The sequence below is a fragment of the Sphingomonas longa genome (assembly GCF_016892685.1).
In the GTDB taxonomy this organism is placed as follows: domain Bacteria; phylum Pseudomonadota; class Alphaproteobacteria; order Sphingomonadales; family Sphingomonadaceae; genus Sphingomonas; species Sphingomonas longa.
In genome coordinates, this window is record NZ_JAFEMC010000003.1 from 97,233 (window position 1) to 118,541 (window position 21,309).

Genomic DNA, 21,309 nt, shown 5'->3' on the forward strand with positions numbered 1-21,309 from the left:
ATACAACACCATGTGATCGCCAACAGACAGGGATCATCCATGAACCTCGAACGATTCACCGACCGCGCAAAAGGCTTTCTCCAGTCCGCGCAAACCGTTGCGATCCGCATGAGCCATCAGCGCATCGCCCCCGAACATCTGCTGAAGGCGCTGCTGGAGGACGAGCAGGGCATGGCCACCGGCCTGATCCAGGCGGCGGGCGGCGATGCGAAGCGCGCGGTGGCCGACACCGACACGACGCTCGCGAAAATTCCGGCGGTCAGCGGCTCGGGCGCGCAGCAGAGCCCCGGTCTCGACAACGACACCGTCCGCGTTCTCGATACGGCGGAACAGATCGCGCAAAAGGCCGGCGACAGCTTCGTCACCGTCGAACGCCTGCTCGTCGCGCTCGCGCTGTCGCTCACCACCGCGGCCGGCAAGGCGCTGAAGGGCGCCGGAGTCACGCCGGAGGGGCTGAACACCGCGATCAACCAACTGCGTCAGGGCCGCACCGCCGACACTGCCGGGGCGGAGGATCGTTACGACGCGCTCAAGAAGTTCGCGCGCGACCTGACGCAGGCGGCGCGCGACGGCAAGCTCGATCCCGTGATCGGCCGCGACGAGGAAATTCGCCGCACGATCCAGGTGCTCGCCCGCCGCACGAAGAACAATCCCGTCCTGATCGGCGAACCCGGCGTCGGCAAGACCGCGATCGTCGAGGGGCTCGCGCTGCGCATGGCCAATGGCGATGTACCCGACGGCCTGAAGGACAAGACGCTGATGGCGCTCGACATGGGCGCGCTGATCGCCGGCGCGAAATACCGCGGCGAGTTCGAAGAGCGGCTGAAGGGCGTCATCGACGAGGTAAAGGCCGCCGACGGCGACATCGTCCTGTTCATCGACGAGATGCACCAGTTGATCGGTGCAGGGAAATCTGAAGGCGCGATGGACGCGGGCAACCTGCTCAAACCCGCCTTGGCGCGCGGCGAGCTGCATTGCGTGGGCGCGACCACGCTCGACGAATATCGCAAATATGTCGAGAAGGACCCGGCGTTGCAGCGCCGCTTCCAGCCGGTCTTCGTCGGCGAACCCACGGTCGAGGACACGATCTCGATCCTGCGCGGCCTGAAGGAGAAATACGAACTCCACCACGGCGTCCGCATCACCGACGGCGCGCTCGTGTCGGCGGCGACGCTGTCGAACCGCTACATCACCGACCGCTTCCTGCCTGACAAGGCGATCGACCTGATGGACGAAGCCGCCAGCCGCATCCGCATGGAAGTGGAATCCAAGCCCGAGGAGATCGAGACGCTCGATCGCCGTATCCTGCGCCTGAAGATCGAGCGCGAGGGCCTGCGCCGCGAAACCGACGCCGCGTCGCTCGACCGGCTGGAGACGATCGAGCACGATCTCGCCAATCTCGAACAGCAATCCGCCGAACTCACCGCCCGCTGGCAGGCGGAAAAGGAGAAGATCGGCGCCGAGTCCAAGCTCAAGGAACAGCTCGACGCCGCCCGCGTCGCGCTCGATCAGGCGCAGCGTCAGGGCGATCTCGCCCGCGCCGGCGAGCTGTCCTACGGCACCATCCCGCAGCTAGAGAAGCAACTGGCCGAAGCCGCCGGCGCGACCAAGGGCGCGATGCTGCGCGAGGAGGTGACCGCCGACGACATCGCCGGCGTCGTCAGCCGCTGGACCGGCATCCCCGTCGACCGCATGCTGGAGGGGGAGCGCGACAAGCTGCTGAAGATGGAGGAGGTCATTGGCCAGCGCGTCATCGGTCAGGCCGATGCGGTGCGCGCCGTCTCCACCGCCGTCCGCCGTGCACGCGCCGGGCTACAGGACCCGAACCGTCCGCTCGGCTCGTTCCTGTTCCTCGGGCCGACCGGCGTCGGCAAGACCGAACTGACCAAGGCTCTCGCCGAATTCCTGTTCGACGATCCCGCCGCGATGGTCCGCATCGACATGAGCGAATTCATGGAGAAGCACGCCGTCGCCCGCCTGATCGGTGCCCCTCCCGGCTATGTCGGCTATGAGGAAGGCGGCGTCCTGACGGAGGCCGTTCGCCGCCGCCCCTATCAGGTGGTGCTCTTCGACGAGGTCGAAAAGGCGCATGGCGACGTATTCAACGTGCTGTTGCAGGTGCTCGATGACGGCCGCCTGACCGACGGGCAGGGTCGCACCGTCGACTTCTCCAACACGCTCATCATCCTGACCAGCAATCTCGGGAGCCAGTATCTCGCGAACCTCGACGAGGGGCAGGATGTCGAGGCGGTCGAGCCGCAGGTGATGGAGATCGTGCGCGGGCATTTCCGCCCCGAATTCCTCAACCGGCTGGACGAGATCATCCTCTTCCACCGTCTGGGGCAGGCGCATATGGGCCCGATCGTCGACATCCAGGTCGGTCGCGTCGGCAAGCTGCTCGCGGATCGCAAGGTCGCGCTCGACCTGACCGATGCCGCCCGCGCATGGCTCGGCCGCGTCGGCTACGACCCCGTCTACGGCGCCCGCCCGCTGAAGCGCGCCGTCCAGCGCCACCTTCAGGACCCGCTCGCCGACCTGATCCTGCGCGGCGACGTCAGGGACGGATCGACCGTCCATGTCGACGAAGGCGACGGGAAGCTGGCGCTCGTCGTCAGCTGACGGTCCTCGATCTCCCTTCGGGGAGGTCGAACTGCTGACTCCCCTCCCCTTCGGGGGAGGGTTGGGGTGGGGTGAAACCTTGGTGGTCCAATTCGCCGAGACGCCCTCCCTGCTCGGAAAGAAGGGGGGGGCTCCTGACGCCGCCGGCATACCGGCCTCATCGCCACAGCGATCGCACGCGACATCGCCAGCACACGATGGCACAGCCGCGGCGATGACCCGGCTGATCCTGTTCAACAAGCCCTATGACGTGCTCAGCCAGTTCACAGATCGCGGCACCGACACGCCGCGCCGGACGCTGTCGGACTTCATCGACCTGCCCGGCATCTATCCCGCCGGCCGGCTCGATCGCGATAGCGAGGGCCTGCTGCTGCTGACCGACGACGGGCGGCTTCAGGCGCGTATCGCCGACCCTCGCTTCAAGCTGGCCAAGACTTACCTGGTGCAGGTCGAGGGCGAACCCGCGCCGGACGCACTCGACCGCCTTCGCAGCGGCGTCGCGCTGAAGGATGGCAAGACACGCCCGGCCGAGGTCGAGCGCATCGATCGGCCCCACCTATGGCCGCGCGATCCCCCGATCCGCGTCCGCGCCGCGATCCCGGATTGCTGGCTGCGACTGACGATCCGCGAGGGCCGCAACCGTCAGGTCCGCCGCATGACCGCCGCCGTCGGCCACCCGACGCTCCGCCTGATCCGCTGGAGCATCGGCGACTGGACGCTGGCCGATCTCCCTCCGGGGAAGTTTCGGCCGGCCTGACGGTACGCCGCAGCATTCGTGGCAGCGGTTTGTAAGCCCGCCGGGCCGAGCGACCCGACTGACAGACGCGGGGTTGAATGACGAGCCGAAGCGTCGAAACGCCCCTTCCTTCAGGGTACCGTCGGGAGGAGCTTTCCTGGCCGTCACCAAACCACCACCCCGGCGAAGGCCGGGGTCCAGTTCGGTAACGCACTCCGTCGATGACTGGAGACACCGCAACTGAGCTCCTCACTGGGATGGCAGAAGAGGTTGCGCAGGAATTCCGTCATCAAACAGCTAAAGGTGGAGCGCTTCAAGGGTCCATCGCTCTCGAGCACCCTCCGTCTCCGCACAAGGGAGGATCGGGTCGGTTCGATTTCCTGTCGTCAGACGCTCAGCGCGACCGCCGTCCGGCAGGCGCATGAAAGGCGCCCCGACACCGTCACCCCGGACCCCGTACGGGGGTTTCCCGGGGGGCGGGTCGATCGGCACAAGGCTTATACCCCATGCCCGTTAGGCCATGCACCTTGGAATGAGCCGATGCTCACCCCTTCGGATCGGGACACGTCTCAACTATCCTCGCATGTACTCCCGCGAAGGCGGGAGCCCAGTACCGGATCCCCGCCTTCGCGGGGACACATGGCCGATCAATGTCCGACGGGGTGAGTACCTAACGAGTTCGGGAAGACGGGGCCGGCCTACTAATCGACCCGCAGCCAACCATCTCCGGCATGCCAGCGACAATCCACAGACCCGGCACAAAAGAAAAGGGAGGCCGGCTTGCGCCGACCTCCCCGATCTTGCTCCGAGAGGAGAGACTTACTGGCCCGAACCCGGACCGTAAGTGATCTCCACGCGACGGTTCTGCACTTCGCGGACGCCATCGGCAGTCTGCACGCGCAGGTTCGTCTCGCCGAACGCGCTCGTCGTGATGACGCCGTCCGGGATCGAACGCGAGGACATGTACGCCTTCACCGCGTCTGCACGGCGCTGCGACAGGCCCTGGTTGTACTGCGACGAACCCGAGGTGTCGGTGTAACCGGCCAGCTGGACCTGTGCGTTGCCGCAGGTCTGGTACTGGGTCACGGCGTTGTCGAGGATCGACGCTGCTTCCGGCGTGATGTCCGACTTGTCCCACTCGAAGAACACGATGAACGGTCCCGGCGAGCATGCGATCGGCTCCGGCGGAGGAGGCGGCGGCGGGGGAGGCGGCGGCGGCGGCGGCGGCGGCGGCGGGGGAGGAGGAGGCGTCGGCGAACCGAAGTTGTACGTCACGCCGCCCAGGATGCTGTGCGAACGGAAACGGCCATCGAGATTGCGGTTCGCAACGTCCACCAGCCCAACGCTCTCGGCGTTGAAGAAGCGGTACTTCAGGCTGACGTCGATGTGATCGGTCAGCGGCGCGCGGATGCCCGCAAGGCCCTGATACGCGAACACCGTGTCCGAATCGGACACCGAGTCGAGGTTCTGGTTCAGCGCGAGGCTCTGCTTCACGCGAGCGACACCGACACCGCCGCCGACGAAGCCCTGGATGCCGTCGTCTTCACCGAAGTCGAGCAGCGCGTTGACCATGAAGCTGAGCGCCGAGGTGCGGCCGCCAGCCGAGTCATAAACGCCGGCCGGAGCGTTCAGGCGGGTGCCTGCACGGTTGGCAAACGGCGTCGTGGTGGTCGACGAATAGCTGTCGACGTCCGCAACGCGGTAACCGACTTCCGTCTCCAGACGGAAACCGCCGAAGTCGTAACCGATCACGCCGTCGACGTCATAGCCATACTTGTGATCGACGGTGCCAGCATTGCTGAGCGTCCCGATGTCATAGTCGATATCCTCGACCACCATCGCGCCGCCCTCGATGCCGATGTACCACGAGTTATCGCGGGCCATGGCAGGTGCGGCGAGTGCGGTGGATGCAAGTGCCAGTACGATGGCAAGCTTCCGCATCATATTCCCCTTTCTTAAAGTGTCACTACGGACAGGGCAAACTCACTATCCCGCGGATGGTTTCCAGACAAGGCGACATTGTTCCGCGACTGTTGCCGCAGCGCAACACCAATTTTCGCTCAGGGGGCGATCAGCCCGTGCGTGCGGAGCGCCACCAGCATTGCGGCTATCGCTCGACGCACCTCGATATCGATTACATTTCCGCCACTTGGCGTCGGAACAGCGGGCTGCTGCGCGCCCAGCACCGGCGTTCCGCCGATGACGATGCGCCGTGCCGAAATAATACCGGTTTCCCAGGAACCCGCGACGTAGCGAAGGACCTGCTGCGCGCTGGCATCCCACACGGACCATCCTTCCGTGGGTCGAAGGAACCGCCAGCCACCTTCGGTCCACATCGCGATGCTCGAAGCGTTCCCCGCCCAGCTGCCCTCGGGCACATGCCCGACGATCCAGCATTGCCCCGGCATCGGAACCGACGGCGGCACGTCGACTCCGGCGGCCAGGACGCTCGACTGCACGCCCGCATCGAGCAACGTCAGCGCCTCGTTGTGCACCATCTCCTTCTGCGCCTGTCCCGGCTCGATCAGCGGCATCCCCAGTCTTGCGGTCGTTTCCATCGTCAGTCTCCCAATTTTAACGTCAGCCGAGGGTGATCGTTAGGGGCGCGGAGTCTCCCCACATACCCTGTTGCCGCACCGCCATCGTCGGGCCGCCCGCGCATTCCGCCGCGGTCAGCGTCAGCATCGCCGTATCCAGAACCCGCTCCTCGACGGCGCCGCCACGATCCAGCGTCACGGCCCAGCGCTCGCTTTCCTCCCCCCGCGGCACATCCACCCCGTCGATCCAGCGCCACCCGAGCCGGCTCCGTCGCGTCCAGCGCACCACCGCGCCGCCATCCGGCATAGGCTCCACCCGAGCCCCTACCGGCGAGGGCGGGCGCACGGACGTACCGCTCAACCGCAGCCGTCCCTCCACCGCCGCGCCATCGCCGAGTCCAGTCGCCAGAATGCGCACCGTCCGCCCCATCGCCGCGATCGGCAGGTCGATCGTCCGGGCCGTCTCCCCGTCGAGCACCGCAAAGGCGTCGCCCGTCGCCATCCGTCCGCTCGCACGGCGTCCGCGCAGCAGCCGCGACAGGCGCCAGCGCCCCTCCCCCAATGGTTCGGCACGCCCGAACTGCACCAGCTCGTCGCCCGCCACCGCCAGATTGGCACCGCGATCCAGCGCCGCCTCGTCCGCGTCCGTCAGCATCATGTCGCCCCGCGCCAGCCGCACCACGATCGCGCCTGCGGTGTCGAACAGCGTCGCCGGCGCCTCGCCCGGCGCCTGTTCCACGATCCCGACGATCCCCGATGCCGCGGTACCGCCCGCCGGCGTCCAGCTCGCGCCGTCGTCGGCACTCCACAACAACGCCGCTGACCGCCACCCGCGCCCCTCGCCCGCCGCGATCACCGTCAGACGTGGCTGATTGAGCAGCGTGTCGTCCAGCGGCAACGTCTCCGCCAGCACCAGCAGCGTCGCGCCGATCCGCTCATCCGCCGCCCCCGCCACCCGCCCGCTCGTCCCCGCGACAGACATCGTCGCCGCCGTGACCGGCACCAGCGTCAGCCGCATCGCCAGCCCCTCGACCGCCGCCTCCATCACCCGCCAGCGCCCCGTCTCACCGGCAACCCGCACGATCCGGCCCGGCACGATCGCCATCCCGTCCAGCCCCAGCGTCACCACCCGCCGCACCCGCTCGGTCCGTGCCCGCGCCAGCATCGCCTCCGCCAGCGTCCGCGCCGCATCCGCGCCCAGCGCGGCCGGCATCTCCACCCGCTCCTCGCGCCGCGATCCCGCCAGACCGCGCGCCCGCTGCAACCCCGCCTGCCAGTCGCGCGCCGGATCGTAGTGGCTGACCGAGACCACGCCCGGCACCGTGTCCGCGGGCGCGGTCGTTCGCTGTCGCGCCGCCCCGTCCAGCCCCGGCGCGCTGACGCCCGGATCGGCGATCTCCAGCACCGCCTCGCCGTCCTGATGCCAGCGCACCGTATCGCCGTCCGCGGCCCACCAGCCGCTGCCCGCCTGCGCCATCAGCGCCAGCACGTCTCGCGCCGTCCCGCTGGCGGCGAACCCGTCGAGCGTCGCCGTGCCGCCGCCCGTCACCGGCCCGCACGCCGCCCCGATCGCGCCCACCGTCACCGCCCCCTCGTCGGCGATCACCTCGAATGTCAGCGACGGGATGCGATTGCCGAAATCCGCCAGGGCCAGCCCCTCGAACACCGCATAGGCCATGCCGCGATACGCCGGCGTCACCGGATCGGCCGAGGCGATCAGCGGATCGACCGCCTGATCTTCCCCACCCGAATGCACCCGCAGGACGCCCGCTGCCTTCATGTCGCCCGCCGCCCCGCGCAGCAGCTTCCCGTCCGCCCAAATCCGCCCCACGCCCCGGATCGCCCGCGCGGACAGCAGCACCGCGAATGACGCCGAATAGCTGTAGCTCGTCGTTGTGGGCTGGCCCTTGCCGCCACCCGCGCGGCCGCGGCTCTCGATCAGGTCGGTCGACCAGATCACCGTTCCCGCCACCCGCATCGTCCCGAACAACAGCGGGATCGCGCTTCCATAGGAGGAGGTCTGCACCCGCAACTCGGTTAGCCGCGGTCCTGTCCGCCCCCTCGGCCGCGCCCAGGTCGCGTGATCGATCGCATTGCCCAGCAAGCTGCCGATCGCGCCCCCGACCGGTCCGCCGATCGCCGTCCCCAGCCCCGTCAGCACCAATGTCGCCATCGTCTATTCCCCCCGCCAGATCCCCAAGACCGGCCACGCCACCGCCCCCGGCCGCTCGACCACCCGCCGCAGCCCGACATCGGCGTGGATCAGCCCGCTCCCCGTCCACACGCCCAGATGCAGTTGCCCCGGCCCGGTCCGCGTCAGCAGCACCGCCCCCGGCGCCAGCGTCCCCCGTCCCATCACCGCATCCAGCATCGCGGCGATCCGCCCCGGCTCCCCGCCCCGCAGCGGATAGCCCGTCGGCGCGGCGCACCCCGTCGCCAGCGCCACCAGCCCGACGCAGTCCAGCCCGGTCGCCGGATCGCGCCCGTGCAACCGGAACCGCACGCCCACCATGCTGCGGGCGGCGTCCACGACCCGGCTCACGCGCCCGGATACCGCGTCAGCAGGTCGATCCCCGGCAGATGCGGCTCCCCGCGAAAATTTACGGCGTTCCCGAACCGCGCCGCGCACGTCGCCAGCGTCTTGTCGCAACCCTCGGTCACCTCGACCAACGCGCCGGCCGCGACCGCCAGCCGCGGCAGCTCCACCAGCGTCACGATCGGACCCGTCGCCCCCGCGATCCGCGCCTCCAGTCCGCTGTTCGCGCCGCCGAACCAGCGCAGCCGCCCGCCCGCGCACCCCTCCGCCGCCGCGTCCAGCGTCACCACCGCGCCGTCGCTCGCCACCACCCTTGCGAACCGCACGCGACCGGCCATCGCCACCCGGCACCGCGCATCGCCCAGTTCCGCGCGGCACGCCGCACTCGTCTCCTCCGCCACCGGCCGGTCGAGCACCCCCGCGATCCCGCGCAACTCCGCGGTGAAGCCGCCATCCGCCATCGCCACCTCCCCGATCGTCCCGCTGCCCAGATCGACGCGTCCCCCACCGCCGCTCCAGTCGACTGCGAACACGCTCACCCGCGCGCCGTCCCAGCGGCCCGCCAGCAAATCCGCCTCGCCGATCGCCGCGCCCGTCAGCGCGCCCGAAACGTCCATCGTATCCGGCTCCAGCCCATCGCTGCGTACGATCGCCGAGGGCAGCATCCCGGGCGCGGCGCGGTGCACCAGCCCGTTCACCGCCAGATCGCGGTCATGCGCGGTCAGCCCGATCGTCACCCCGTCGCGCCGCTCCAGCCGCCAGCACAAGGCCACCGTGGCCAACGGCTCCGCCAGCCAGTTCACGCCACCACCTCGCGCAGTTCGACCAGCGGGACCGACGCCGCCGCCCCCGCACCGAACGTCTGCCGCTGCACGCTCAGCCGGTCCTCCGCGAACCGCACCGGCACGTCGAACCGAAAGCTGGCGGTCACGACCCGGCCCGCCGCCGGGGCGATGTCCAGCGTCACCCAGCCGCCGGCCTCGATCGCGAACCCCGCCGCGACCCCGTCGACTGCGACGGCGACGCTCCCAGCCTCCGGCCGCGTGATCCGCCGCACGCTCGCGCCATAATGCTTCACCAGCGCGAACCGCCGGATCGCACCGTCACCCACCCCGATCCGCTCGCCGGTGCCCGCGAAATCGAACGGATCGCGCAACCGGAACCCGCGCGCCGGCCCCATCCGTGCGCGAAAGAACGCCAGCAGGGTCGCGATATCCGCCTCCGACCGCACCCCCGGCCCGACATCGTAACGGGTCAGCGCCTCCGCCCAGCCGGCGTTGCGCTGTTCAGTGCCGCCCGCCGAGGTCAGGATCGCGGTGGAGAATCCCGGCGCCACCTCCGCCTCGCGTCCCAGCGCCAGCGGGAACATCACGTCGTCGAACGCCTGCACGTCCTCGTCTCCCCGAAAGTGGATGAATCCGTCGCGCATCACCTGCGGCAGCGCCCACAGGACCGTCGCCGCTACGCCCCGCGCTTGCGCCGCCCCCGCCGCGGCATCGATCGCCGCCCATTGCCCGGCATCCTCGCGCCGCAGCACGAAGCCCGACAGATAATGTTGCCGCGCCGCCGGATAGCCCAGCCGCGCCTCCGCTGCCGCGACACCCGCGCGGGTCGAGGCGGTGTCGCCCGTCGCCGCCCAGTCGTAATCCTCCAGCTGCAGGACATCGAACGCCGGGCTGGCCCAGCCCACCGGCATGTTCGCGCGCTTCGCCTCGGGCGACAGCGGGTCGAGTATCGTCGGCAGATACGCCAGCAGATGCGTCTCGCACCCCGGCGCGGCATCCCGCGCCGCCGCCGTCAGCGCCGCCGTCGATGCCGCCAGACACGCCCCCGCCCGGTCCAGCGTCGCACGCTCCGCCGCCGTCTTCGGCCCCCGCATCGATACGATCGGCACCGGCGCGAACGCCGCGACCGCCGCCGCATCGTACAGGCACGGCGCGTGGTTCGCGGGCTGCACCCACCACCACGGCTCCCCCACCTGGAACTTCGGCGGCAGCCCAGCCTCCAGCGCGACCCCCATGAACGCCCGCGCCACGGCCTGCAGATACGCCATCGCCGCGCCATTGGCCGGGCTCAGGAGCGTCGACGGCGGCACCCAGCCGGTCAGCGCCGGCGAGCCGTCCGCCGCGCGCTGCTTCCACGCCGCCGGACAATGCGCGTCGAACAGCTCGTACGACAGCGACCAGATCACGCCGTACCCCAGCGCCTTCGCCCGTCTGGCGAAATCCCGGTGCCACGCCGCGCACGGTCTGTTCAGCGCGCCACCCGTCAGCGTCACGACACCACCGGAGAGCCGGAAATAATGGCTCATCCCGACATAATGGACGATCGCCCCACGGTACCCCAGGTGCAGCGCATTCCGCAGCAGCCGCGCCGGCGTCAGGTTGTAACTGTCGTCGTATCCGCTCGCGATGCCCAGCTCATGCTCGGGCACCACCGCCTCGCCGATCGCCAGTACCGATCCCGGCCCGTCGCAGGCGATGTCGGTCAGCTCGACCCAGCCCTCCGCCGCCACCGGCAGATCGACCGCCATACCGGTATAGCCCGGCGCGACCAGCGACACGAACATCCGGTCGACATCGCCCGCGAACACCGGGTCCGCCTCCCCCGGCAACAGGAATCCGCCGTCCAGATCGGCGAAGTCCAGCGACACCACCGCATCCTCCGCCGCACCGACCGCATAGTTCCACAACCGCACATACCAGGCCCGCGCCACGCCGCCCGCGTCGCGCCCCTCGATCGTGAGCACCGGACCATTGACGGCATCCAGCGCCCGCACGCCAAAGGACCGCCACCGGAACCGCAACCGGCACGCCCGGAAATCGCGACTGGTCTGATACGCCAGCAGCGGATGATCCCAGCGATCCTCGCTCGCCCAGATCAGCCCCGCCAGATCGTCCTGCCGCTGGAACGTGCAATCGACGCGCAGGCCATCCGCCGCAACCGTCGTCACCGCCGCCATCATCGGCCGCGGAAAATCCACCGTCCAGAACCGCGCATCGAACCGCGTCACCACGCCCTCCGCCTGCACGCCCCGCTTCGCGCACAACCAATGCCCCATGCTCGCCCCCCTCTTTGTCGTGCTTCGTCGCGCCTGCGCACTCGATCCGCCCCGACACCCGGACGATCGTAACTTCGCACCTCCCCGGCGAAGGCCGGGGCCCAGTTGCCGCCAATCGAGTGAGTCTCACCACAAACGCCAAGCTGGACCCCGGCCTCCGCCGGGGAGGTGTAGAGGAGCGAACGCCAAAATCTCCCTCTGCCCTCGGGAGAGGGAAGGGTGAGGCCCCTGCCTACGCCCGCGACCCTGCTCCACCCCTGTGCTCCCGCGAAGGCGGGAGCCCAGTTGGCCGACAGGATGTCGACCGCCGACAATCCCCTTGTCTCCGGCCTCGCCCCATAGCGATCCGCGCCGTGCCCCACGGACACGCAGCCCCCCTCATGCCGGGACAGGCCCGGCATGACGGAGAACGCCTACCTTGCCGCGCCCCCGAACCATCGCCCCGGACGAAAAGCCCTCTACCCCTCCAGTGCCCCCCGCACCGCGCGCGCCACCTGCCGTCCGGATCGCCGCAGCACCTCCGCCGACTCGCCCGCCCCGGCGTGAACGCTGATCGCCACCCGAACCTCCCGCCCGAAACCGCCGGTCGCACCACCGGACAGCGTCTCGATCCGCCCGCTCGATGTCGGCACGAACACCTCCGGCCCGCGTTCGCCGACCGTATAGACCCGCCCCGGCGACACCGGCCCGCCCGTCGCCCGCCCCGGCGCACCGAGCAGTCCACCCAGCACCGACCCCAGCGATCCGATAGGTCCCGATGAACCGCCACCGAAGATACTGTCCAACCCCATCCGCAAAGCTCGCGCCGCGATTTGATCCAGTGCTTGGATTGCAAAGTTCTTCAGGTCGTTGAAAGCAAATGAGCCGGTCCGTGCTGCGGTCAACAGCGACATCTCCAGTCGCATCCTCGCCCGTTCGGCAGCATCGCCCATGCAATCGATCAGTTCGTCCCGCATCATCGCCACGTCCCGCGCGAACGCCGCCGTATCGGCGCGCACCGCCACCACCGTCTCGTCCAGCTCATCCATCCGGAAACGCCTCCCGCATCCGCGCGATCAGGCCAGCGTCGGGCGGCTCGCCCCCACCCGCACCCGCCTCGCCCGACATCGCCCGCACCACCGCGCCCAGTTCCGCCGGCGTCGCCCGCCAGAACGCATCCGGCGACCACCCCAGCACCGCGCCCGCCATCCCCGCCAGCCGCCCAGCGGCGTCCGCGAACGTCACCGCCCGCTCAATATCTGGCCCAGCAAAGCGCGCAGCACCGGCGTCGCCTTCGCCAAGCCACTCTCCGCCACCGCCTCGCCCAGCACCTCGCGCGTCAGCCACTCCGGCCGCTCCCGCACACAGTGCCAGAACAGCCCGACCATCTCCGCCAGCGCCAGCCGGCCGTCCGCCGCCCGCTCCACCAGCGCAAATAGCGGCCCCAGCTCCACCTCCGCCGCGACCAACGCCGCAAACGACGGCCGCAACACCACCCCCTCGCCGCGCACGCGCAACGAAGCCTCCCCCCGAACCGGGTTCGCATCGTTCATGATATCTCCTTTCTCCCCTCTCCCCTTGGGAGAGGGGCAAGCCGCCAACGGCGGCGCGGGGTGAGGCCGAGTGCCACGCACTCTCGACCGTCAGCCCACCACCACCGCCCCCGAACTCTCCAGCGACAGCGTGTACGAACGCTCGCCGTTGAAATCCCCGGCGTAATCCAGCCGCGTCACCAGGAAGCGCCCGGTCATATGGTCGCCGCCCTCGAAGCTCAGCCGGTAATCGTCGATCGCGCCCGACAGCGCGCTCGCCTTGATCCGCGCCTCCGCCGCCGATCCGGTGAACACGCCCGCCCCCGACACGCTGACGCTGCGCACCCCCGCCCCCGACAACAATTGCCGCCAGCCGCCGCTGTCCTTGTTGGTCACGACCACCGCCTCGCCGTTGACCGACAACTGCGTCGTGCGCAGCCCCGCCACCGTCGCGAACACCGGCACCGCCGCGCCGTCCCCCACCTTCAGCAGGAACGCCGAACCCTTCTCGATCGCCATAGATATTCCTTCGTTTCCCTATCCCTTTGGGAGAGGGAGGGAGGCGCAAAGCGCCGGAAGGGTGAGGGCGACCACCCCCACCGCCGAAATCACTGAGCCCGGTACACGCGCACCTGAAACTCCACCGTCGCGACCCAGCGCGCGCGCTCCCGCCGCATCCGCCCGCCCGCCAGCCGCAGCGCCGCGATCCGCCACCCCTGCCCCAGATCGCGCGCCATCTCCGGCAACCGGTCCTCGACCGCCGCCACCAGCGTGCGCAGCCGCACCGGCACCTCGCCCTCGTCGGTCAGCGTCACCGCGAAACGCCCCTCGCGCCCAGTAAACGCCGCCCCGCTCCAGTCGGTCAGCATCGCCTCCCCGACCACCGCGAAGGGCACGGCGCCGCGCACCGGCGGCGCATCGAACACCGTCATGCCCGCGACCGCGCCCAGATCGGCGACGACCGCCGCCCGCAACAGCGCGCCCGCACTCACGCGTGCCGTTCCCGATGCAGGCCCACATCCAGCCGCAGCCGCCGGAACGGCCGCCACAGCGCCGCCACCGCCGCCGGCGGCGCGACCTCGCCCTGCCGGTTCTCGAACAGATGCACCGCCAGCAGCACGACGCCGTGCGCCACCCCCGCCGGCAGCACCGCAAACCCCGCCGAAGCCCCCGCGCGGTACGTCACTGTCACGCGCTCGGCCGCGCGCACCCAGCCGTCGCCGTCGCCATCGATATCCACCGCATAGGCCGACACCGACAGGACGCCGCCCGCGCCTTCGACCCGCGTCACCGCCGCGACCGGCGCCCGCGCCAGCCGCGCCCAACTCCCGTCGCCCTCCACCGTCTCCACGAACTCGCGCGTCACCAGCGCCACCCCGCAAAAAGCCTCCGCCAGCGCGAACGCGGTCGCCGCCAGCCGCGCGAGCAGCGCATCCTCGCTCTCGTGCGTCAGGCGCAGCATCTCCTTCGCCGCCGCGACCGCCTCCGCGATCACGGCCGGCGGCATCGCCGCTTCCGTCATGTCGTTCCCTCGCTTGAGTGGGGCCTCCCGCACCGCGCGGGAGGCCCGCCGGATCAGGTCGCGGAGAAGCGCATCAGCTTGATCGCTTCCGAATTGCTGACGCACCCGCCGATCCGCTTCGTCGCGTAGAAGCTGACGAACGGCTTGTTGCTGTACGGATCGCGCAGGATCGCGGTCTCGCGGCGTTCCGCGATCAGGTATCCGGCCTTGAAGTTGCCGAACGCGACCGACAGGGATCCCGCCGCCAGGTCGGGCATGTCCTCCGCCTCGACGACCGGGTAGCCCAGCAACGTCGCCGGCATTCCCGCCGCCAGACTCGGCTGCCACAGGAACGCGCCGTCGCTCGTCTTGAACTTGCGGATACGCGCCAGCACGCTGGCGTTCATCACGAAGCTCGCCCCCTGCCGGTATGGCGACCGCAGCGCCTGCACCAGATCGATCAGCCGCTCCTGACCGTTCGCCGCGAAATCGCCCGCCGCCCCGCTCGCCAGGTACTGCAGCGCCCCAAACGTGCGCGTCGCGTCGCCATCCGCCGCGACCGGATTGGCCAGGAACCCCCTCGGCCGGTTGACGCCGTTGCCGGACACGAACGCCGCGCCCTCCGCCTTGGCGAATTCGTTGGCGATCTCGCCCGCCAGCCATTCCTCCACGTCGAACGCTGCGTCGTCCAGCATCGCCTGGCTTGCGCTGGGGTTGGCGTAGAGTTCGCCCGATGGCGGCGCGATCTCCACGAAGTTGGGCGACGCCGTTACCGGCCGCGCCGCCACCTCGCTTGCCCAGCCGGACGGTGCGCCGCCGGTCGTCACCAGCTTGCGGTATCCGGCGCTCCCCACCTGCACCACGTTGGCGATGCTGCGGATCGGCGACACCCCTTTCAGCGTCGCGTCGATCTCGCGCGGGATGGCGAAGCCGCCCTCCCCGCCCGTCACGCCGGTAAACGCCTTCATCTCCAGCGCCGCGCCCGTCCGCACGAACCCCGAAAACGCACCACTCCGCTCGACCCGCGCCCCGTCCAGCGCCGGCCGTTCCACCACGTCCACCATGTCATTCTCCCGTTGAAAACCAAATCCTCCCCGGAACGGGGAGGGGGACCGCAAAGCGGTGGAGGGGCAGCCACACGCGGCACCCGCGCTGCCCCTCAAGAATTCCTCCCCTGCAAGGGGAGGATCGCATCGCTCAGAACACCCGCGTCACCCGCGCCGCGGCCTGCATCGGCACGACGACGAGGCTCACCTCCGCCAGCGCCACCCGCAGCAGTTCCCGCCGTGCGCCGCTCCGCACCTCGACCGGCCGGTACCCGACCGACAGCCCCGCCACCGTTCCGCGCCGCACCAGCCCCGCGAGTTCCTCTGCATCGACCCGCGCCACGATCCGCAACCCGGTCGCGTCCTCCGCCAGCGTCTCGATCTCGCCCACCGGCGCGCCCGCGTGCATGAACAGCAGCGGCACCGGCCCCGGCGTACCGAAGGCTCCCGCCCGGAACACGTCGCCCGCCCGGTCCACCCGCCCGAACACCGCCGCGTACCCCTCGAACCACACGCCTGCCCTTGCAGGCTCCCCCGGCGCGCTCACTTCAGCCACTCCTGAAACCCCAGCCGCATCGCCAGCCCCGCCAGCAGCAGCGCACAGCCCAGCCGCATCACCCAGCCGACCACCGCCTTCCACGCCGACGACTTCGCCTCGCGCCACGCCGTCAGCAGCTCGCGCAATTCCTTCACGTCCGCCTGCGCGCGCTCGTCGGACAGGCCCATCCGAGCCAGCGCACGTGTCGCGCCCAGCTCCCCAGCCTCTTCCGCGATCGCCCGCAACGTCACGAGGTCGGTGCCCTCCCGAACCCCCTGCGCCATCAGTTCGGCCAGCACCGAACCCCCGCTCATGCCAGCCCGAGAAGCGCGCGCTTCTCCTCCACCTCCAGGAACGACGCCGCCGACACGCTTGCCCACAACCGCTCGCGATCCTCGGCCAGCGCCGTCACCTGATTGAGGTCGACCGTCAGGGCCGCGCCCTCGAACCAGCCCTCCACCCCTTGCGCGATGCTCGTCAGGATCGTCGCCGCCAGCGGCAGCACCGTCGATCGCCACAGCGCCTTGTTCGCCTCGCGATAATTGGCGTACGTCGCATCGCCGGGCAGCCCGAGCAGCATCGACGGCACCCCGAAAGCCAGCGCGATCTCCCGCGCCGCCGCCGCCTTGCACCCGGCGAAATCCATGTCGGCGGGCGACAGGCTCATCGCCTGCCACTTCAATCCACCCTCCAGCAGCAGCGGCCGTCCCGCATTGCCGCTGCCGACGAACGCATCCATCTCGCGCCGCAACCGCTCGAACTGCTCCGCCGACAGCGCCGATCCGTCACCCGCCTCGTACACCAGCGCCCCCGACGGACGCGCCGCATTGTCGAGCAAGGCCTTCGACCAGCGCGCCGCCGCATTGTGGATCGCCACCGCCCCCGATGCCGCGCCCAGACAGCCCAGCCCGTAATGATCGTCGAGCGGGTCGAAGCTGCGGATATGCACCACCGCCGGCTTGACCGGCCCGGCGGGCAGATCGGTCGTCCGCGCGCCCACCCGGTACCGGTACGCCGCCGGCCACCCGCCCGCATCGCACACCACGCTGACCCGTTCGGGCCGCAGCGCATAGATCTCCGCCAGCCGCCCCTCCGCATCGCACAGCATCTGCAGATACGCGTTGCCGTGCAGCAGCAACTGCGCCGCCACCGTCGCCAGCAACGGCTGCCCGCCCGACCGCGCGGTCACCAGCGCCGCCAGTTTCGGGTCCGACGCCGACAGCGGCGCTTCCCCCAGGCTTTCCGCGACCAGCCGCACCGCGCGCTGCGCCACCGCATTCTCCAGATACGCCGCCCGCACCCGCGCCTCGTAATTGCGCGGCCACTCACCCCCCGCCGCACCCACGATCGGAATACCCGTCCGCGATACCGAACCAGAAAGGGCCGGCCGCGCCTCCGCGCGACCGGCCCCGAAGCCGAACCATTTCATGTTGTTGCTCCTGTAATTGCAGCCGCCCCACCCGCGGCACCGCCCGCCCCCAACCCCTCGCAAAGAGAGGGGCGCAGAAGAAGGAATCCACCCCGCCCCAAACCCGTCAGCCTCCCTCCCCTGGGAGGGGCCGGGGGCGGGTCTGGCCACCAGCACCCCGCCAGCGCAGGCGCACCGGCGACAGCACCCCTAAACCACCCGCAACCCCACCTCGCCCGTCCGCCCGCCCAGCATCAGGAACGTCGCCGCCCACACCAGCGCATCGGCGCGATCCGGCGACCGGCCCGGTCCCTGATACCCGCCGCCGACCGCCAGCCCGGCCAGCTCGTCCTCCAGCGCCCTGAACGCACCCGCGTGGAACATCCGGCCCGCCGCGTAGAGCGCCGCCACCGGTTCCGCCCGCGCGACCTTGCCGCGCGCCGCGCGCACCTTCGTCACCGGCATGCCGGCGTCGGCCGCACGCAGCACGCTTTCGACCATGTCGCCGCCCTGGTTGACCTCCGCCACGACGCGGTCCGCCTCCCACGTCGCGGCGCAGTCCGCGACGGCGCGCGCCCAGCCCTCCGGCCCCAGTCCCCGCACCGACGCGTCCGCCACGACATAGCCGTGCCCGTCCCGCCCCAGCGCCACCGCCACGATCCCGCACGCATCGCCGTCTGCGGTCGCGGGCGGATCGACGCCGATCACCACCCGCACCAGCTCCGGCGCTCTCGCCACCCGCTGCCGCTCGATCAGGTCGCGCGTCCACAAAGCCGCCTCGATGTCCTCGATCAGTTCGCCGTCCAGTTCCTGCCGCCCCAGCCGCGATCCGCCGTACCGCGCCTCCATGTCGCGCACGAAGCTCGTCGGCAGGTACGGATTGTCGCGCGTGCCGCCCCGCGTCTCGATACAGTCGGGCAACGCCATCACGCGCCGCATCAGCATCGTCGGGCGCGGCGTCGTCGTCACCAGCGCCCGCGGCCGGTCACCGATGCGCAGCCCCAGCATCAGATTGTCCCAAGCCGCGTCGCCGTATCGCCATTTCGCCAGTTCGTCGCACCACGCGATATGATGCTCCGGCCCGCGCAACGCCTCCGGTGCGTTCGCCGAATAGACATACGCCTTCGCCCCCGATCCGAACGTCACTTCCCCGGCAGAGGCGCGCCACTCGATCTTGTCGGTCGCGCCCGCCACCGCGATCAGGCCGCTCGCTCCCTCGATCATGATCTTGCGCACTTCGCCCGCGGTGTCGCCGACCAGCGCGATCCGCGCCTTCGCATTCTCCCGCGCATAGGCCGCCACCCACTCCGCCCCCGCCCGCGTCTTGCCGAAGCCGCGCCCGGCGCGGATCAGCCACACCCGCCAGTCGCCCAATGGCGCGACCTGCCCGGCATGCGCCCAGCTTCCCCAATCCTGCATCAGCCGCATCCGCAGTCCCGGCGGCAGGATGAACAAAGCCTCCTCGCGGTGCTCCGGCGCGACCGCCGCCAGCCGCGCCAGCACCTCGCCCTCCTCGGTCATCCGCGCCCCCGCTTCACCAGTTCGTCCAGCCGCGCGAGCAGCGCCGCATCCACCTGTCCCTGTGTCGGCGCGGCCGCCCGCCGCTGCGATCCCGGCTCCGGGCGGCCATCAAGGTACGTCAGCACCTTGATGGCCAGTTCGGGATCGAACGGCTCTGCACGCGGCGCATCGAAATCGATGTCGGCCGGGTTATCACCGCTGGATCGACGACCCAGTGCGTACGCCAGCAAATCCTCCCGAAGCCGCGCCTTGCCGAAGGCCAGCGCGGTCTCCCAAAGCCCGGAGAATTCCGCATCCCGCTCGCGCAACTGCCGCGCGCCACTCGGACTCATCCCGGCGCGCTTGGCGGACAGCGTCACGCAACACGTCGCCGATAGGCATTCGAGGAACAATCGTCGCCGCTCCACCGTCCAGCCGTCACGGCGCGGATAGCGCACCAGACTTCGCCGGGTAAACAGCCTTTTCTCCGCGCGGGCGACCCCGGCGGCGGCGCGTCCTGCGGTGACCGGCACCAATGCACCGATCGTGTACTCTTCTTCGCGTCCCAACGCAGCGTCCGCGATCATCGCGTCCTCTCCGACGCGCTGTGTTCCTGGTGTCGGTCCCCTCGCCGTTTCGTTCCGCGCCATATCCCGCGTCCTCCCCTGCTGCCGCTACCGGTGACGACCCCACCCACGTCGCCCCCCGCGCCCGCCGCCCCCGCAGGCGGTCGCGTCCCCATCGTAGAACCCGTCGGCCGGAACCCACGGGGCCAGACCCGCAGACCGCCCCCTCCCGAGCCGCTCCTTTGATGGGCGCGACCCAGAAGGACCCGACCCCGACAAATCCGCCTCGACCGTTCCGAACGCCAGAAGGGCCGGTCGCAAATCCGAGGGCCCCCGCCCCCGAACCGCGCCGGCCCGACTTGCTAATTCTCGATGTTCCTGTTTTGTACACAAACAGCGTGACGCTGTCAAGCACCGTCTCGGCGCAAGCATCGATTGCTGCCCAAAACGCCCGCTTGCCGGCCCCCGACCCGCATGCGAGCCTATGGTTAACGACACTTATACAGAGGGTTGCGCGCGAACTCCCAACAGGGAGGCGCGTCGGCCCCGATCGACGGGGGGGATGCGCCCAGGCGCCACCAAACGGGGAGTACGATCATGAAGCTCGCACATCTGTTGATTCCCGCCGCCCTTTGGACGGCATCCGCGGCCACCGCGGAAACGACGGACTTCTCGAACGGCGCGGAGGGGTGGATCGGCAACGCGGTCGTCGACACCAGTCTCGGCAACACCGCCCCGTCCTTCCACACGCAGGCCGAGAGCTTCGGCATCTCGTGGCGCAACGACAGCAATGCCGGCTTTCTCGGCGATTACACGCGCAGCGCCGGCGTGACGATCAGCCTCGACGTGCTGACCAACTCGATCACCTATCTCGGTACCGAGGTGACCCGCGGCCTGTTCGTAAAGCTGACCGACCTCGATCCCGCCAACAGCGCCGACAACGCCACCGTCTATTACCGGCTCGGCACGCTCTCCGCCGCGATCGACGGCTGGCAGACGCTGTCGGTGACGATCGACGACACCAGCGCCGCCGCCTTCCCGTCCGGCTGGGGCGGTGTCGACGGCGACGGATTCCTGAACCTGCCCGCCGGCCGTACCTTCGCCAGCGTCCTCGCGAACGTCGACCAGATCGAATTCACCACCTACGAACCCGACTATTTCTACGGCTTCACGGTCTTCGACGTCGCGGGCGACAATTTCTCCGTCACCCCGCTCGCCGGCGCCGTCCCCGAACCCGCGAGCTGGGCGATGATGATCGCCGGCATCGGCCTCGCCGGCGGCGCGCTACGCCGACGCCGGACACCGTTGCTGCGCGTGGCCGGGGCGTAAAATTCGACGCTGATCCCCCTCGGACAGGAACCGGTCCTGTGTCCCCGCGAAGGCGGGGACCCAGTGCTGGGCCGCTCGCGCGCGCCTGTTCGAAGGGCGTAAACATCCAATATTCGCGTCTTCACCCGTGTCGGTTCGGAGGTGTGGCCTCGCCGCCAGCCCATCGCTGGCGAAGAAATCCATCCCGTCCCTCTCTCAAGAAGGTCGTTGCGAAACTCCTCTGCCACCCCGGCGAAGGCCGGGGTCCAGTTGGGATGCCGGCGGTAATCGACTGAGACCGCTACCCGACTGAGCGCGGGCCTTCGCCGGGGTAGTGCTTATGTAACAGGCAGCAGAACTGTGTCGCAACACTCCCCGAGAAAAGGAGAGCAGGATAGATTGAACCCGTCCTGCGCCTTGGCGGCCTGCCGCAGGTTGCCAC

21 protein-coding genes are annotated in these 21,309 nt (G+C 70.0%); 3 read left to right on the forward strand and 18 right to left on the reverse strand.

Annotation, left to right across the window (positions count from 1 at the left end):
- The first annotated feature begins 39 nt into the window (after positions 1–39).
- Complete coding sequence (clpB, locus tag ILT43_RS10285; protein ID WP_204198880.1) at positions 40–2,619, forward strand: ATP-dependent chaperone ClpB; 2,580 nt, start codon at positions 40–42, stop codon at positions 2,617–2,619.
- A gap of 214 nt (positions 2,620–2,833) precedes the next feature.
- Positions 2,834–3,376, forward strand: a complete 543-nt coding sequence (locus tag ILT43_RS10290; protein WP_204198881.1) for a pseudouridine synthase — start codon at positions 2,834–2,836, stop codon at positions 3,374–3,376.
- A 798-nt stretch (positions 3,377–4,174) separates the two neighbouring features.
- On the opposite strand, the gene ILT43_RS10295 is transcribed toward ILT43_RS10290, so the two are convergent.
- The 18 genes from ILT43_RS10295 to ILT43_RS10380 form a co-directional block, all read right to left on the reverse strand.
- Complete coding sequence (locus tag ILT43_RS10295; RefSeq protein WP_239474606.1) at positions 4,175–5,296, reverse strand: OmpA family protein; 1,122 nt, start codon at positions 5,294–5,296, stop codon at positions 4,175–4,177.
- 119 nt (positions 5,297–5,415) lie between these two features.
- Positions 5,416–5,913 carry a DUF2793 domain-containing protein gene (locus ILT43_RS10300; RefSeq protein ID WP_204198883.1) on the reverse strand — a complete coding sequence of 166 codons (498 nt, stop codon included), beginning with the start codon at positions 5,911–5,913 and terminating at the stop codon, positions 5,416–5,418.
- 22 nt (positions 5,914–5,935) lie between these two features.
- Positions 5,936–8,065, reverse strand: coding sequence for a phage tail protein (locus ILT43_RS10305; protein WP_204198884.1), 2,130 nt, complete (start codon positions 8,063–8,065; stop codon positions 5,936–5,938).
- 3 nt (positions 8,066–8,068) lie between these two features.
- Positions 8,069–8,404 carry a peptidoglycan endopeptidase gene (locus tag ILT43_RS10310; protein ID WP_239474609.1) on the reverse strand — a complete coding sequence of 112 codons (336 nt, stop codon included), beginning with the start codon at positions 8,402–8,404 and terminating at the stop codon, positions 8,069–8,071.
- Between the two features lie 26 nt (positions 8,405–8,430).
- The gene (locus ILT43_RS10315; RefSeq protein WP_204198886.1) at positions 8,431–9,231 is read right to left on the reverse strand and encodes a baseplate hub domain-containing protein; all 801 of its coding nucleotides are present in this window, start codon (positions 9,229–9,231) and stop codon (positions 8,431–8,433) included.
- Complete coding sequence (locus ILT43_RS10320; protein ID WP_204198887.1) at positions 9,228–11,489, reverse strand: DUF2460 domain-containing protein; 2,262 nt, start codon at positions 11,487–11,489, stop codon at positions 9,228–9,230. The genes ILT43_RS10315 and ILT43_RS10320 overlap by 4 nt, the downstream gene beginning before the upstream one ends.
- A gap of 458 nt (positions 11,490–11,947) precedes the next feature.
- Complete coding sequence (locus tag ILT43_RS10325; RefSeq protein WP_204198888.1) at positions 11,948–12,517, reverse strand: hypothetical protein; 570 nt, start codon at positions 12,515–12,517, stop codon at positions 11,948–11,950.
- Positions 12,510–12,677 carry a phage tail assembly chaperone gene (locus tag ILT43_RS10330; protein ID WP_239474614.1) on the reverse strand — a complete coding sequence of 56 codons (168 nt, stop codon included), beginning with the start codon at positions 12,675–12,677 and terminating at the stop codon, positions 12,510–12,512. Before ILT43_RS10330 ends, ILT43_RS10325 begins: the two co-directional genes overlap by 8 nt.
- 32 nt (positions 12,678–12,709) lie before the next feature.
- Positions 12,710–13,021 carry a gene transfer agent family protein gene (locus ILT43_RS10335; protein WP_204198890.1) on the reverse strand — a complete coding sequence of 104 codons (312 nt, stop codon included), beginning with the start codon at positions 13,019–13,021 and terminating at the stop codon, positions 12,710–12,712.
- 90 nt (positions 13,022–13,111) lie between these two features.
- On the reverse strand, positions 13,112–13,519 hold the full coding sequence (locus tag ILT43_RS10340; RefSeq protein WP_204198891.1) for a phage major tail protein, TP901-1 family: 408 nt from the start codon (positions 13,517–13,519) through the stop codon (positions 13,112–13,114).
- Between the two features lie 89 nt (positions 13,520–13,608).
- A complete protein-coding gene (gene gp17 / locus ILT43_RS10345) occupies positions 13,609–13,992 on the reverse strand; it encodes a tail completion protein gp17 (protein WP_204198892.1) in 384 nt (127 codons plus the stop codon).
- Positions 13,989–14,522: a head-tail connector protein gene (locus tag ILT43_RS10350; RefSeq protein WP_204198893.1), complete on the reverse strand. Its 534-nt coding sequence runs from the start codon at positions 14,520–14,522 to the stop codon at positions 13,989–13,991. The genes gp17 and ILT43_RS10350 overlap by 4 nt, the downstream gene beginning before the upstream one ends.
- A gap of 53 nt (positions 14,523–14,575) precedes the next feature.
- On the reverse strand, positions 14,576–15,565 hold the full coding sequence (locus ILT43_RS10355; protein ID WP_204198894.1) for a phage major capsid protein: 990 nt from the start codon (positions 15,563–15,565) through the stop codon (positions 14,576–14,578).
- Between the two features lie 133 nt (positions 15,566–15,698).
- On the reverse strand, positions 15,699–16,094 hold the full coding sequence (locus tag ILT43_RS10360; RefSeq protein WP_204198895.1) for an HK97 family phage prohead protease: 396 nt from the start codon (positions 16,092–16,094) through the stop codon (positions 15,699–15,701).
- A complete protein-coding gene (locus tag ILT43_RS10365) occupies positions 16,091–16,399 on the reverse strand; it encodes a DUF6127 family protein (protein WP_204198896.1) in 309 nt (102 codons plus the stop codon). Before ILT43_RS10365 ends, ILT43_RS10360 begins: the two co-directional genes overlap by 4 nt.
- A complete protein-coding gene (locus ILT43_RS10370; protein ID WP_204198897.1) occupies positions 16,396–17,514 on the reverse strand; it encodes a phage portal protein in 1,119 nt (372 codons plus the stop codon). Before ILT43_RS10370 ends, ILT43_RS10365 begins: the two co-directional genes overlap by 4 nt.
- A 189-nt stretch (positions 17,515–17,703) precedes the next feature.
- The gene (locus ILT43_RS10375) at positions 17,704–19,014 is read right to left on the reverse strand and encodes a DNA-packaging protein (protein ID WP_204198898.1); all 1,311 of its coding nucleotides are present in this window, start codon (positions 19,012–19,014) and stop codon (positions 17,704–17,706) included.
- On the reverse strand, positions 19,011–19,580 hold the full coding sequence (locus ILT43_RS10380; protein WP_204198899.1) for a hypothetical protein: 570 nt from the start codon (positions 19,578–19,580) through the stop codon (positions 19,011–19,013). The genes ILT43_RS10375 and ILT43_RS10380 overlap by 4 nt, the downstream gene beginning before the upstream one ends.
- Before the next feature lie 576 nt (positions 19,581–20,156).
- Between ILT43_RS10380 and ILT43_RS10385 the strand changes: the two genes are divergently transcribed.
- Complete coding sequence (locus ILT43_RS10385; RefSeq protein WP_204198900.1) at positions 20,157–20,888, forward strand: PEPxxWA-CTERM sorting domain-containing protein; 732 nt, start codon at positions 20,157–20,159, stop codon at positions 20,886–20,888.
- The last annotated feature ends 421 nt before the right edge of the window (positions 20,889–21,309 follow it).

Bases quoted from the DNA above. Each gene is read 5' to 3' on its own strand.
- clpB (WP_204198880.1), top strand. From the start codon at position 40: ATGAACCTCGAACGATTCACCGACCGCGCAAAAGGCTTTCTCCAGTCC.
- ILT43_RS10300 (WP_204198883.1), bottom strand. From the start codon at position 5,913: ATGGAAACGACCGCAAGACTGGGGATGCCGCTGATCGAGCCGGGACAG.
- ILT43_RS10320 (WP_204198887.1), bottom strand. From the start codon at position 11,489: ATGGGGCATTGGTTGTGCGCGAAGCGGGGCGTGCAGGCGGAGGGCGTG.
- ILT43_RS10370 (WP_204198897.1), bottom strand. From the start codon at position 17,514: ATGAAATGGTTCGGCTTCGGGGCCGGTCGCGCGGAGGCGCGGCCGGCC.
- ILT43_RS10385 (WP_204198900.1), top strand. From the start codon at position 20,157: ATGAAGCTCGCACATCTGTTGATTCCCGCCGCCCTTTGGACGGCATCC.
- ILT43_RS10350 (WP_204198893.1), bottom strand. From the start codon at position 14,522: ATGACGGAAGCGGCGATGCCGCCGGCCGTGATCGCGGAGGCGGTCGCG.
- ILT43_RS10380 (WP_204198899.1), bottom strand. From the start codon at position 19,580: ATGATCGCGGACGCTGCGTTGGGACGCGAAGAAGAGTACACGATCGGT.
- ILT43_RS10335 (WP_204198890.1), bottom strand. From the start codon at position 13,021: ATGAACGATGCGAACCCGGTTCGGGGGGAGGCTTCGTTGCGCGTGCGC.
- ILT43_RS10310 (WP_239474609.1), bottom strand. From the start codon at position 8,404: ATGGTGGGCGTGCGGTTCCGGTTGCACGGGCGCGATCCGGCGACCGGG.
- ILT43_RS10355 (WP_204198894.1), bottom strand. From the start codon at position 15,565: ATGGTGGACGTGGTGGAACGGCCGGCGCTGGACGGGGCGCGGGTCGAG.
- ILT43_RS10325 (WP_204198888.1), bottom strand. From the start codon at position 12,517: ATGGATGAGCTGGACGAGACGGTGGTGGCGGTGCGCGCCGATACGGCG.
- ILT43_RS10305 (WP_204198884.1), bottom strand. From the start codon at position 8,065: ATGGCGACATTGGTGCTGACGGGGCTGGGGACGGCGATCGGCGGACCG.
- ILT43_RS10375 (WP_204198898.1), bottom strand. From the start codon at position 19,014: ATGACCGAGGAGGGCGAGGTGCTGGCGCGGCTGGCGGCGGTCGCGCCG.
- ILT43_RS10290 (WP_204198881.1), top strand. From the start codon at position 2,834: ATGACCCGGCTGATCCTGTTCAACAAGCCCTATGACGTGCTCAGCCAG.
- ILT43_RS10330 (WP_239474614.1), bottom strand. From the start codon at position 12,677: ATGGCGGGCGCGGTGCTGGGGTGGTCGCCGGATGCGTTCTGGCGGGCG.
- ILT43_RS10295 (WP_239474606.1), bottom strand. From the start codon at position 5,296: ATGCGGAAGCTTGCCATCGTACTGGCACTTGCATCCACCGCACTCGCC.
- ILT43_RS10340 (WP_204198891.1), bottom strand. From the start codon at position 13,519: ATGGCGATCGAGAAGGGTTCGGCGTTCCTGCTGAAGGTGGGGGACGGC.
- ILT43_RS10365 (WP_204198896.1), bottom strand. From the start codon at position 16,399: ATGAGCGGGGGTTCGGTGCTGGCCGAACTGATGGCGCAGGGGGTTCGG.